The sequence below is a fragment of the Streptomyces sp. NPDC037401 genome (assembly GCF_055602345.1).
Map to the genome: position 1 here is coordinate 1 of NZ_JBVJWO010000055.1, position 11,943 is coordinate 11,943.

10 protein-coding genes and 2 pseudogenes are annotated in these 11,943 nt (G+C 73.1%); 4 read left to right on the plus strand and 8 right to left on the minus strand.

Going from position 1 to position 11,943, the window contains the following annotated elements:
• Together ACZ7H1_RS35495 and ACZ7H1_RS35500 are read left to right on the plus strand one after the other, a co-directional pair.
• Window positions 1–102: pseudogene (locus ACZ7H1_RS35495) on the plus strand (ABC transporter permease); the annotation flags it as partial.
• Between the two features lie 7 nt (window positions 103–109).
• On the plus strand, window positions 110–871 hold the full coding sequence (locus tag ACZ7H1_RS35500) for a sirohydrochlorin chelatase (protein WP_470792428.1): 762 nt from the start codon (window positions 110–112) through the stop codon (window positions 869–871).
• Window positions 872–942: 71 nt separating this feature from the next.
• Here ACZ7H1_RS35500 and ACZ7H1_RS35505 read toward each other — a convergent pair whose 3' ends face one another.
• The 3 genes and pseudogenes from ACZ7H1_RS35505 to mgt all read right to left on the minus strand — a co-directional run bounded on the left by ACZ7H1_RS35505 (window position 943) and on the right by mgt (window position 3,872).
• On the minus strand, window positions 943–1,947 hold the full coding sequence (locus tag ACZ7H1_RS35505) for a ketopantoate reductase family protein (RefSeq protein WP_470792429.1): 1,005 nt from the start codon (window positions 1,945–1,947) through the stop codon (window positions 943–945).
• Window positions 1,948–1,984: 37 nt separating this feature from the next.
• On the minus strand, window positions 1,985–2,569 hold the full coding sequence (locus tag ACZ7H1_RS35510) for a DUF1697 domain-containing protein (RefSeq protein ID WP_470792431.1): 585 nt from the start codon (window positions 2,567–2,569) through the stop codon (window positions 1,985–1,987).
• A 20-nt stretch (window positions 2,570–2,589) separates the two neighbouring features.
• Window positions 2,590–3,872: pseudogene (mgt, locus tag ACZ7H1_RS35515) on the minus strand (macrolide-inactivating glycosyltransferase).
• Between the two features lie 37 nt (window positions 3,873–3,909).
• Here mgt and ACZ7H1_RS35520 point away from each other — a divergent pair.
• Entirely contained in the window at window positions 3,910–4,764 is an 855-nt protein-coding gene (locus ACZ7H1_RS35520) for a phosphotransferase enzyme family protein (protein ID WP_470792432.1), read from the plus strand.
• Between the two features lie 51 nt (window positions 4,765–4,815).
• On the opposite strand, the gene ACZ7H1_RS35525 is transcribed toward ACZ7H1_RS35520, so the two are convergent.
• The 4 genes from ACZ7H1_RS35525 to ACZ7H1_RS35540 form a co-directional block, all read right to left on the minus strand.
• On the minus strand, window positions 4,816–5,559 hold the full coding sequence (locus ACZ7H1_RS35525; RefSeq protein ID WP_470792433.1) for an exonuclease domain-containing protein: 744 nt from the start codon (window positions 5,557–5,559) through the stop codon (window positions 4,816–4,818).
• A gap of 71 nt (window positions 5,560–5,630) precedes the next feature.
• Window positions 5,631–6,875, minus strand: coding sequence for an SAV2148 family HEPN domain-containing protein (locus tag ACZ7H1_RS35530; RefSeq protein ID WP_470792434.1), 1,245 nt, complete (start codon window positions 6,873–6,875; stop codon window positions 5,631–5,633).
• A 108-nt stretch (window positions 6,876–6,983) separates the two neighbouring features.
• On the minus strand, window positions 6,984–8,318 hold the full coding sequence (locus ACZ7H1_RS35535; protein WP_470792435.1) for a copper amine oxidase: 1,335 nt from the start codon (window positions 8,316–8,318) through the stop codon (window positions 6,984–6,986).
• A 91-nt stretch (window positions 8,319–8,409) separates the two neighbouring features.
• Window positions 8,410–9,234 (minus strand): Tat pathway signal sequence domain protein, encoded by an 825-nt coding sequence (locus ACZ7H1_RS35540; protein WP_470792436.1) that lies wholly within the window; start codon window positions 9,232–9,234, stop codon window positions 8,410–8,412.
• Window positions 9,235–9,376: 142 nt separating this feature from the next.
• On the opposite strand from ACZ7H1_RS35540, the gene glgX reads away from it, so the two are divergent.
• Window positions 9,377–11,491 carry a glycogen debranching protein GlgX gene (gene glgX, locus ACZ7H1_RS35545; protein WP_470792437.1) on the plus strand — a complete coding sequence of 705 codons (2,115 nt, stop codon included), beginning with the start codon at window positions 9,377–9,379 and terminating at the stop codon, window positions 11,489–11,491.
• On the opposite strand, the gene ACZ7H1_RS35550 is transcribed toward glgX, so the two are convergent.
• The coding region (locus ACZ7H1_RS35550) for an MFS transporter (RefSeq protein WP_470792439.1) at window positions 11,476–11,943 on the minus strand (468 nt) is incomplete at its 5' end. The genes glgX and ACZ7H1_RS35550 overlap by 16 nt on opposite strands.

Below are 11,943 nucleotides of genomic sequence, written 5' to 3' on the forward strand. Positions count from 1 at the left end.
GCCATCCTCCTCATCCTCATCGTCGGCATCGCCATCGACCTCCTCGTCTTCAGCCCCCTCGAACGCCGGGTCCTGCGCACCCGCGGCCTGCTGGTGAGGTGAGCCGGCCGTGTACCACCGTCCCGTACTCCTGGTCATCGCCCACGGCAGCCGCGATCCGCGGCACGCGGCGACCGTGCACGCCCTCACCCGGCGGGCGCGGGCGCTGCGGCCGGGGCTGCGGGCCGAGACCGCGTTCCTCGACTTCAACGCCCCCTCCGTCGGGCAGGTGCTGTCCCGCCTGCACGCCGACGGCGTACGGCACGTCGTGGCCCTCCCGCTGCTGCTGACCCGCGCCTTCCACGCGAAGGCCGACGTCCCGGCCGTGCTGGCGGAAGCCTCGTCCCGACTGCCGGGACTGCACGTCCGGCAGGCGGACGTACTGGGGCCGTCCCCGCTGCTCGTGTCGGCCCTGGAGCGGCGGCTGTTCGAGGCCGGACTCGATCCGGCCGACCGTCCGACCACCGGCGTGGTGCTCGCGTCCGCCGGTTCCTCAGACCCGGAGGCGATCGCAGTGATCGCTGAAATCGCGCGGGAGTGGCGGCACACCGGCTGGTGCGCCGTGCGGCCTGCGTTCGCCTCCGCTGTTCTTCCCCGTACGGAGGACGCCGTACGGGCGCTGCGCGCCGAGGGGGTGCGGCGCGTCGTCGTCGCCCCGTACGTCATCGCGCCCGGGCGGCTGCCCGACCGGATCGCGGACGGTGCTCGGGCCGCGGGTGCCGATGTCCTGGCGGACGTCCTGGGCGCGGCCCCGGAGCTGGCCCGGCTGCTGCTGGAGCGCTACGACGGATCACTGCGGGCGGCGGCCCCGCTGCCGGCGCTGTCGGCCTGACGCACCGGAGGCCGGTCCGGCGGTCACCGGACCGGCCTTCTGCGTACGTACCGGCCGTCGGCCGTGCTGCGTCAGCGGATGCGGGCGGCGGCCTCGTCGGCGAGGGCCGTGAGGTCCTCGACCGACATCGAGCCCGGCTCCCACCCTTCGCGGGCGAAGATGTTCGCCACCCGCCGCAGGACGTCGTTCACCGGGGTGGGCACGCCGTACGTGCGGCCGAGCAGGGAGATCTCGCCGTTGAGGTAGTCGGCCTCGATGGAACCGGTCCCGCGGCTCAGGCTCTGCCACGAGCTGCCGCCGCGCACCTGGGGCGGCTCGGCCACCTTGCCCTCGCGGGCCAGCCGCTGCTCCTCGTCGCCGGCGTAGCCGATGCCGGCCGCGTCGAAGGCGGCCCGGGCCTCCGCGGCCGCGCGCCGCACCAGCGCCGCCTTCGCGGGGTGCGGCTCGGGACCGGTCGTGGCCTGGACGGCGTTGCCGACGTTGCCGAGCAGCTTGGCGTGCTTCCAGCGCATGACGTCCTCGACGACAGGGACCTCGAACGGCGCCTTCGCCAGGTCCTGGGCGACCGCCCGGATCAGGTCGTCCGTACCGCCCGCGGCCAGGCCCAGGTGCAGGATGCCGGTCATGGGCGCGCAGAGCGCCGAGACGATGCCGGGGTCGAGGAAGGTCGCGGGCAGCCAGACGCACATGCCGTACACGCGGTTGAAGCGCCGCAGGGCGAGGCGTTCGCCCTCGACGCCGTTCTGGGCGCAGATGACGGGGAGCCGCTGCTCGGCCGTGCCGCCGCCCTCGACGGGGGCGTCGCCCCAGGTGTCGAGGGCCGCGATCGCGTCCTGCGTCTTGACCGCGAGCAGCAGGACGTCGTCGCGGCGCAGTTCGCCCAGTTCGGCGGGGCCGGTGACGACCGGCAGCCGGTGGGTGCGGGTGGCGTCGGCGGTGGTCAGCCGCAGGCCGTTCGCGCGGAGCGCCTCGGCGTGGGCTCCGCGGGCGGCGAGCACGACCTCGCTGCCGGTCTCTGCGAGCCGTCCGCCGATGGTGGCGCCGATCGCGCCGGCTCCGATGATGATGTAGCGCATGGCCCGAGCCTGGCACACCGCGCGCGGCGTCTCCGACTCAGGGCTCGCGGGTCAGTTCGACCAGCTTGGCCACGGTGTTCCAGTTGCGGGTGGTGGCGTCGATGCCCTTGAGGAGCGCCGGGCGGGCCAGGGCCTCGGCGAGCTTGGAGCGGCCGAGGCCGTCGGGTGCGTAGAGGTAGAGGACGCGGTCGCCGGTGCGGTAGTCCTCGGGGGCGTACGCGGCGGGGTCGACGGGGGCCAGGCGCTCGGCGCCGGGCTGCTCGGAGAGGAAGGTGACGTGCAGCTGCTTTCCTTCCAGTTCGGCGGCGGGGTACGGGCAGTCCGCGGCGACGGCGGCCAGGTGGGCCCCGTCCAGGACCAGGCAGGCGACCGGGAAGCCGAAGTGGGCCTCGATCGCCTTCTCCAGGGCCCGGGCGAGGCCTTCGGGGTCCTGTTCGGGGGAGCTGAAGACGGCGTTGCCGCTCTGCAGGTACGTCTGGACGTCGGCGTGTCCGAGCTCCTCGAGCACCGTGCGCAGCTCGGCCATCGGGACCTTCTTCTTCCCGCCGACGTTGATGCCGCGCAGCAGGGCCGCGTACCGCTTCGGGGGCTCGGCCGGCTGGGGGGTGTTCTTGGCTGCCATGTGCGCACGATAGCCCGGGGTCAGGACAGTTCGGCCTCGATCAGGTCGGCGGCCTTGCGGGTGCCTCCTTCGGCCGCCATGGCGCGCCGGATCCGCTCGGCCCGTACGGCGACCCCGGGGTCGGCGAGCAGGCCGAGCACGGCCTCTCGCAGGGTGCGGGCGTCGGCTTCCTCCTTCGGGACGTGCCGGGCCACGCCGAGGGAGACGAGCATGTCTGCGTTGCCGAACTGGTCGGTGGCCAGCGGGACCGCGACCATCGGGGTGCCGGTGGCCAGTCCTTCCTGGCTGCCGCCCGCCCCGGCGTGGGTGATGAAGGCGTCGGCCTTCCGCAGGACGGCCAGCTGCGGCACCCAGTCGTGCACCTCGACGTTGGCCGGGACCGCGCCGAGCTCGGCCGGGTCCGTGAACCTGCCGATCTGGAGGACCACGTGCCAGCCGGGCAGGTCGCCGAACGCCTCGATGCAGGCGCGGTAGAAGGCGGGCTCGCGGGTCAGGGCAGAGCCGAGGGAGACCAGGAGCACGCGCTCGGCGCCCTCGGGCCGCTGCCAGTCGCCCTGTTCGGCGCGGTCGCCCTGGCAGGCGCCGACGAAGCGGTGGACGCTCTCGTCGACCCGGTCGGCGTGCGGCTGGAGGGCCCGCGGGATCAGCACGATGCTGCGGGCGGGCCGGCCGACGAACGCGTCGGGGTCGGTGTCGATGCCGTTCTCGGCGAGCCAGGCCCGGAAGCGCGTGTCGTACGCCCGTCCGCGCTCGGAGGCCCTGAGGCCGGCGAGCATCGGTGCGGCGACCTCTTCCTCGTATCCGTCCCAGGCCACGAGGTTCGGGGAGAGGGACACGGCGGGCACGCCCCAGCGGTGGGCGAGGATGCGCGCCGGGTAGGAGGTGATGTCGTGGAGGACCAGGTCGGGCCGGTCGTCCTCGAAGGCGGCGGCCAGTTGCGGGAGGGCCTGGATGCCGTCGTGCAGGAACGGCTCCAGGTGGTCGATGAGTTCGGTGCCCCAGGCCTCGGGGGACTCGTCGGTGGGCAGGGTGGAGGTGTAGATCACCGGGTCGGCGCCGGTCCGCGCGATGGTGTCGGCGAAGGAGGCGGGGATGGCGTAGCTGACGCGGTGGCCGCGGGCGACGAGCTCCCGGACCACCTCGATGCTCGGGTTCACGTGGCCGTGGGCGGCGATCGAGAACATGGCGATGTGGGCGGGCTTGGCTGAGGTCATGATCCGACTGTAACGAGACGAGACGTCTCGTGCAACGCGTTTGCGGGTGCGGCGCAGCGGCGGGCACCGGACTGCGAGACTTGGCACATTCGCGACGACCGCGGGAAGGACGGAGGACCGCAGGACATGGACGAGGCACGGGCCCGGGAAGTACTGGCGCTCGCCGGTCTGGCGCAGGACGGGGCCGCGCTCCTCGCGCTGGGCGAGAACGCCGTCTTCGCCGCGGGCGACCTGGTGGTCAAGGTCGGCCGGGACCCCGAGCTGCTGGAGCGGGCGGAGCGGGAGCTGTCCGTGGCGCGGTGGCTGGCCGGGGCGGGCGTCCCGGCCGTACGCCCGGCCGAGCCCGCGGCGCGCCTGGTCGAAGGCCATCCGGTGACGGTGTGGCACCGGCTGCCGCCGGCGGTGCGCCCGGCCACGGCCGCCGACCTCGCGGAGCTGCTGCGCCCGGTCCACGCCCTGCCCGCGCCGCCGTTCGCCCTGCCCCGCCGAGAGCTGCTGGGCGGGGTCGAGCGGTGGCTGCGGCTCGCGGGCGACGCGGTCGACCCCGCGGACGCGGCGTACCTGCGCTCCCGCCGGGACGCGTTCGCCGCCGAGGCCGCGGAGCTGGTCCCGCACCTGCCGCCGGGCCCGATCCACGGCGACGCGCTGCCGCGCAACGTCCACGTGGGGCCGGACGGACCGGTCCTGGTCGACCTGGAGACCTTCTCTGCGGACCTGCGGGAACACGACCTGGTGGTCCTCGCCCTGTCCCGGGACCGGTACGGCCTGCCGCCCGGGGACTACGCGGCGTTCGTGGCCGCCTACGGCTGGGACGTCCGCGACTGGGAGGGCTGCGCGGTCCTGCGCGGAGCGCGCGAGACGGCCAGCTGCGCCTGGGTCGCCCAGCACGCCCCCCACAACCCGGCCGCCCGCACGGAGTTCGCCCGCCGCGTCACCTCGCTCCGCGACAACACGCCGGAAGTGCGCTGGCACCCCTTCTGAGCCGCGCTGCCGCCCGCAACCCGGCGCTGCGCAACCCGGCCCGCGGTCGGGTCAGGCCGCGGCGGGGGCCGGCGGGCGCAGCGGCCAGGCGGGGTCGATTTCCGCCTCCTCGCTGCCCTGGCGCCGGAGGTACGACTGGAAGTCCCTCGCCCAGCGGGCGTACCAGGCGACCTGGCGCTCGTGCAGGTCGGCCGCCGACAGCCCGCTGACGTTCGGGTGCCGGGCGGCTATCGCCCGCGCCACCTCCACCGCGGCCAGCGCGTCCGCCCCCGCGTCGTGCGCCGCCGACAGCTCGACGCCGTACTCCCGGCACGCCGCCTCCAGCGTGCGCTTGCCCCTGCGGTAGCGGTCCACCGCGCGGTCTATGGTCAGCGGGTCGACCACCGGCCCGGTCTCCGCCCCGCCCGTCCCGCCGCGCTCGGCGAGCGACGGCAGTCCGTGCCGCCGGAGCTCCGCCGCGAGCAGGGTCAGGTCGAAGGAGGCGTTGTACGCCACGACCGGTATCCCCTGCTCCCACAGTCGGGTCAGGGTCCCGGCGACCTCGTCGGCGACCTCCCGCGCCGGGCGGCCTTCCGCGGCCGCCCGCTCCGTGCTGATCCCGTGGATGGCGGTCGCCTGCTCCGGGATGGCCACGCCGGGGTCGGACAGCCACAGCCGCCGCCGCACCACCGTGCCCCCCGGATCGACCTCCAGGACCGCGGCCGTCACGATCCGGGCCTCACCCGGATCCGTACCCGTCGTCTCCAGGTCGAATCCGGCCAGTACTCCCCCGTGCCAGTCCCCCACAGCGCCCATCAGCGCCCCTCCCCACTCTTCTGCGTCGGGATTCAGCCTGCCACGGCCCACTGACAGCGGTGGCGGCAGGTTCACGAGACCGGGCGGGAGTCCTGCCAGACCGACTCGAATTCCTCCCGGTAGGTGGTGAAGAGCCCGTGGTCGGCGTCCTTCGGCACCCCGCGGCCGCCGCCGCGCAGCACGAGCACCGGCGCCTCCATCCCGCGGGCCCGGCGCAGATAGGACTGCACCACCGCTATCCCGCTCCCCGGCGCCTCGCCGTCGACGAGGTACGCGGTGAAGCGCGGGGTCTCGTCGAAGACGTGGATCGCGAAGCCCGCCGGGTCCTCCAGCCGGGCCCGGACGCGGCGCACGTGCAGGATGTTCATCTCGACCGAGCGGCTCAGCTCGCCCTTGCGCAGACCCAGTTCGCGTTCGCGCCGCTTGACGGCGCTGCTCGCCGGGTTCAGGAACAGCAGCCGCACCCGGCAGCCCGCCTCCGCAAGCCGCACGAGTCTTCGGCCCGAGTAGTTCTGGACCAGGAGGTTCAGGCCTATCCCGATGGCGTCGAGCCGGCGGGCCCCGCCGAACAGGTCCTCCGCGGGCAGCTGCCGCTGGAGCCGTACCCGGTCGGGGTGCACCGAGATCACATCGGCGTAGCGGTCCCCGACCAGGTCCTCGACGGCGTCGATCGGCAGCCGGTCCGCGGACGGGCTGCCCGCGCCGCCGCCGAGCACCTCCAGCAGCCGCGCCGAGGCCCGCTCCGCCTGCGCCAGCACGGCCTGGGACAGGGCGCGGTTGCGGGAGACGACGTTGCGGGTCACCTCCAGCTCGTCCAGGGCCAGTTCGATGTCCCGCCGGTCGTCGAAGTACGGCTCGAAGCACGGCCAGTGCTGGACCATCAGCTCCCGCAGCTGCGGCAGCGTGAGGAAGCTGAGGACGTTGTCGTCGGCGGGGTCGAGGAGGTAGCCCTTGCGCCGGCTGACCTCCCGGACCGCGACGGCCCGCTGCACCCACTCCTGGCCGGCCGGGCCGGCCGCGGCCACCACCCAGTCGTCCTCGCCGTGCACGGGTTCGTAGATCGGCCGCAACACGGCACCGACCACGGCCCTCAGCCGCTGTTCGATCAGATTCAGCCAGATGTACGCACGCCCGGCGCGCTGGGCGCGGGTGCGGACCTCGCTCCAGGCCTCCGTACTCCAGTCCAGTTCCGCGCCTGCCCGCACCGCACCGGTGGCCGGCGGCCGGGCCAGGGACACCGCCCCTGCCGCGACTTCCGCCGGACTGCCCTCGTGACCGCCGTCACCAGGGGGCAGCTCCAGCCCTCCCGAGCTCACCCGTGCACCGCCTCCTGCTTCTGGAACGCCCTTCTCCGGTGATCAAGGAAGGGTACTCCGCGAGCGGGAGGCGGTGCAGCCGGATGGTCCGTACGCTCCTCAACTCACTTAGTTGGGGCGTCCGTTCTGTCCCGCAAGGGCCGGGGGCGTGAGCGGATTCATAGCGGTGACGTCACGCGGGCTGAGCTGGAAGCCCTGCCAGTGCACCGGCATCGGCTGCTGGTCCTCGTCGCGCGCGACGTGGTGGAAGCCGATGTTGACCCATGTGATGGGGTGCTTGAGGGTCTCGCCGTTGACCCACGTGTCCACGCTCTTGCCCGCGCCCGTGCCGCAGTTGCGGAGGTTGTGCGTGGCGAACTGCTCGCAGGCCTTGTACTCCGTGAAGTACACGTCGTGCTGGGTGTACGGGCGGCCGGGGTACTTGGCGGTGGCGCCCGGCACGATCTCGTAGCTGCGCGCGTGCCCGTCCTTGTTCTTGCCGGTGGCGCTGACCATCCGCCACCAGCGCATCCCCTGGATGTCGCCGGCGAGTTCCTTCGTGATCGGCGTGCGGGTGGTCTTCGTCTTGGGGGTGGCGCCGTCGGGGCTCGGGGTGGTCTCCGAGTCGTACTGTTCGACCTTGCCGTTGGGCGAACCGTCGAGGGCGAAGTTCAGCCGCCAGAAGACGTTGTGGCTGTGGCTGGTGGCGTAGGCCTTGGCGCCCTTGCCGATCGGCCAGCCGCGGCCGTCGCCCGCGTCGTAGTCGTTGGGGGCGAGGCTGCCGGTCGCGCCGACGTTGGCGTGGATCAGGCCGTCGTCCTGGAAGCGCCACTCGGTGATGTACTCGTACCAGCCGACCTTGTTCACGGTGTAGACGAGCAGGTCCTTGGCCTGCTCCTGCCAGACCTGGCCCGGGTTCTCCCCCGCCATCCGGTACGCGTGGCCGCGTGCCCGGGTCGTGGTGCACAGGCCCTTGACCTCGGTCTGGCTCTGGTCCCAGGTGTTGGTGACCTTGACGGTCTTGATGGTGCCGCCGGGACACTCGCCGGGCACCATCGGCTGGAGGCCGCCGCCGAAGCCGGCGCCGGTCAGGTCGTCGTACTCCGCCTTGCCGTCGTCGTACGGGACGTGGATCTGACCGAGCTTGGCGGACGTGAGCACCGGTATCGGGGCGGCCTCGCCCTTCGGCTGGTACGAGATCTTGTCGAGGACCAGCCCGGCCTCGCTCTCGTAGCGCCAGCACATCCGCCAGGTGGTGCCGCCGGCCAGCGTCTGCTGGATCCGGTAGGCCTCGCTGCAGTCGGGGGTGGGGGCCGGGGCCTTCAGCGCCTGCGGCGCCTTGGCGGTCTGGGGTGCGGCCGAGGCGGCCGGGCCCGCGGCCGCGGCGCCCCCGCCGATCAGGGCCGAGACGGCCAGGGCCACGGCGGCCCGGCGACGGGCTCCGTGGGAACGGTTCACGTGCATGTGGAGAGACTCCTGTGACAGGAAAGCAGGACGATCGGGTGCGGGGAGGGCGCGGGACGCGGCGGCGGCGCGAGCGGCTGCCGCCCCGGAGTCAGAGCGAGTGGACGGTGCGGGCGCTGAGGTTGACGACCAGCGAGCGGACGTCGATCCACGGCCCGTTCTTCACCTTCAGGAACAGCCGGGCGCATCGCTGCTTCCCGCATTCCTTCAGTGCCTCGGGCCCCGGGTTCTCGGCGCCCACCCGGTAGATGAGCGCGTTCTGCAGGGACAGCTGCGCGGGCTTGGTGAGCTCCTTGCCGGTGGCGTCCCGGTAGTCCTTGCGCAGCCCCTCCCCCTGCTTGGCGGCGATCATCAGCTTGACGGCCTCGACGGCCTCCTCGCGGGCGATCGGCGGCTGGACGCCCTTCTGGACGTCGGTGGACTCGACCTTGCCGGTGTCGAGGTTGACGACGGCGGTGCGGAGCGAGTCGGTCTTGTAGTCGTACGAGGTGACGCTGGCGCGGCGCGGCGCGCCGGGCTTCTGCACCTCTTCGGGACGCAGCTCGGCGAGGTCGGTGGTGAGCCACTGCGGGCCGCGGCCGCCCCGGGCGTTCTCGGCGTTCATGCCGGCGGGGCCGAGTGCGAGGACCTTGACGCGGTCGAGCTCGGCGTCGGTGAGCGGGTCGCGCCCGAAGCCGCGCTCCTTCTCGGCCGGGGCCGCCTCGACGGTGCCCGGGCGGATGTTCGGCTGGACGCCGCTGCCGGCCTCCCCGGCGGCGGCCACGGCGGAGCCGGTGCCGTTCGCCGCGTCCTGGCCGCCCCCGGCCGCGTCCGCGGAGCCGGGCAGGGTGATTCCGATCATCACGGCCGTGCCGGTGACCGCGATGGCTGCGCCTGCCACGAGCTTCCCCAGATGGCGGCGTACTGTTATGTGCACATTTCCCCCTTACATGCATACCTGGTATGCGTGGTCACCCGGTAGGACGGTCCCAAGTCCCCACGGGTTGCCCTCCTTTCGGGGAAGATCTGGCGAAGGAAAAGACCCCAGATGCCGGATCAGGAGTGGAAGAGTCACATCTATGCAGGTCTGGCCGGGACAGGCGTATCCCCTCGGCGCTACGTACGACGGCGCCGGCACCAATTTCGCGGTCTACTCCGAGGCCGCCCGACGGATCGAACTGTGTCTGCTGCACGACGACGGCTCGGAGACGGCCGTCGAACTGCGCGAGACGGACGCCTTCGTCCGCCACGCGTACCTGCCCGGGATCATGCCCGGTCAGCGGTACGGCTTCCGCGTCCACGGACCGTACGAACCCGAGCGCGGGCAGCGCTGCAACGCCGCGAAGCTGCTGCTGGACCCGTACGCGCGGGCCATCAGCGGCAGCATCGCCTGGGGCGAGGAGGTGTACGGCTACCACTTCGGCAAGCCGGACTCGCGCAACGACCTCGACTCCGCGCCGCGCACCATGAGCTCGGTGGTGGTGAACCCGTACTTCGACTGGGCCAACGACCGGCCGCCGCGGACGGAGTACCACCACACGGTGCTCTACGAGGCCCATGTGAAGGGGCTCACGATGCGGCACCCGGAGCTCCCGGAGGAGCTGCGGGGCACGTACGCCGCCCTGGCCCATCCCGCGGTCATCGGGCACCTCGTCAAGCTGGGGGTGACCGCACTGGAGCTGATGCCCGTACATCAGTTCGTCAACGACCACCGGCTGGTGGACGACGGGCTCAGCAACTACTGGGGCTACAACACGATCGGCTTCTTCGCCCCGCACAACGGCTACGCCTCGGGCGACCGCGGCCAGCAGGTGCTGGAGTTCAAGTCGGCCGTGCGGGCCCTGCACGAGGCGGGGATCGAGGTGATCCTCGACGTCGTCTACAACCACACGGCGGAGGGGAACCACCTCGGCCCGACCCTGTCCTTCCGCGGGCTGGACAACGCCTCGTACTACCGGCTGTCGGACGACATGCGCTACTACACCGACACCACGGGCACCGGGAACTCCCTGCTGATGCGCTCGCCGCACGTACTCCAGCTGATCATGGACTCGCTGCGGTACTGGGTCACCGAGATGCACGTGGACGGGTTCCGCTTCGACCTCGCGGCGACGCTGGCCCGGCAGTTCCACGAGGTGGACCGGCTGTCCTCGTTCTTCGACCTGGTGCAGCAGGACCCGGTGGTCAGCCAGGTCAAGCTGATCGCCGAGCCGTGGGACCTGGGCGAGGGCGGCTACCAGGTCGGGAACTTCCCGCCGCTGTGGACGGAGTGGAACGGCAAGTACCGGGACACGGTCAGGGACCTGTGGCGGGGCCAGCCGCGCACGCTCGCGGAGTTCGCGGGCCGGCTGACCGGCTCCTCCGACCTCTACCAGGACGACGGCCGCCGTCCGCTGGCGTCGGTGAACTTCACCACCTGCCACGACGGCTTCACCCTGCACGACCTCGTGTCGTACGACGAGAAGCACAACGAGGCCAACCGGGAGGGCAACCGGGACGGGGAGAGCCACAACCGGTCCTGGAACTGCGGTGCCGAGGGGCCGACCGAGGACCCGGGCATCCTGGAGCTGCGCGAGCGCCAGATGCGCAACTTCATGGCCACGCTGATGCTGTCCCAGGGCGTACCGATGCTCAGCCACGGCGACGAGTTCGCCCGCACCCAGGGCGGCAACAACAACGCGTACTGCCAGGACAACGAGGTCGCGTGGGTGCAGTGGCCGGAGCCCGGCAAGCCGCCGCCCGCCCTGCTGGAGTTCACCCGGCAGATGGTGTGGCTGCGCCGCAACCACCCGGTGTTCCGGCGCCGCCGCTTCTTCCACGGACGGCCGGTCGAGGGCACGCACGACGAGCTGTCGGACATCGCGTGGTTCACCCCGTCGGGCGAGGAGATGCGGGCCCGCGACTGGCAGGCCCAGCACGCCCGGGCCCTGACGGTGTTCCTCAACGGGGAGGCGATCTCGGAGCCCGGGGTGCGCGGGGAGCGGATCACCGACGACTCGTTCCTGCTGATGTTCAACGCGAGCGCCGACCCGCTCGGCTTCACGCTGCCGGCGGGCCACGGCCGGGAGTGGCAGCTGATCGTGGACACGGCCCGGCCGGAGCTGCCGGCGCCGGGCACCGGGGCGCGGCTGGCCGCCGGTGACCGGGTGACGCTGACGGGACGGAGTCTGGTGGTGCTTCAGCGGCCCGCGTAGGCAGCCTGGTCGCCGGGGGTGCCGGAAGCGCCGGGGTCACCGGGCGTGCCGGGCATGCCGGGGGCGCCCGTCCGTGCCGGGTGCCCGCCGCCGCGGGTGTGCCCGCGTCCGGCGGGCACCCTGGTGCCCAGCGCCAGGCACAGGCACAGGGCCGCCGCCCCCACCGCGACCAGGAACGCCCCGGCGGGCCCGTGCCACTCGGACAGCCGGCCGGACAGGGCGAGCGCGAGGGCCTGACCGGCGACCAGGGAGCTGGCGGCGAACGCCATGGCCTCGGCCAGCCGGGCCGGTTCCACGGCGCGTTCGGTCAGGGCGAAGGCCGTGATCAGGTGCGGCGCGTAGGCGGCGCCGAGCACGGTCACGACGGCGTACAGGCCCCACAGGGTGTCGGTGAACAGCAGCGGTACGGACAGCACGAGCGCGGCTGCGGTGGCGGCGCGCCACCGCAGCCG

Bases quoted from the DNA above. Each gene is read 5' to 3' on its own strand.
- ACZ7H1_RS35505 (WP_470792429.1), bottom strand. From the start codon at position 1,947: ATGCGCTACATCATCATCGGAGCCGGCGCGATCGGCGCCACCATCGGC.
- ACZ7H1_RS35510 (WP_470792431.1), bottom strand. From the start codon at position 2,569: ATGGCAGCCAAGAACACCCCCCAGCCGGCCGAGCCCCCGAAGCGGTAC.
- ACZ7H1_RS35520 (WP_470792432.1), top strand. From the start codon at position 3,910: ATGGACGAGGCACGGGCCCGGGAAGTACTGGCGCTCGCCGGTCTGGCG.
- ACZ7H1_RS35525 (WP_470792433.1), bottom strand. From the start codon at position 5,559: ATGGGCGCTGTGGGGGACTGGCACGGGGGAGTACTGGCCGGATTCGAC.
- ACZ7H1_RS35535 (WP_470792435.1), bottom strand. From the start codon at position 8,318: ATGCACGTGAACCGTTCCCACGGAGCCCGTCGCCGGGCCGCCGTGGCC.
- glgX (WP_470792437.1), top strand. From the start codon at position 9,377: ATGCAGGTCTGGCCGGGACAGGCGTATCCCCTCGGCGCTACGTACGAC.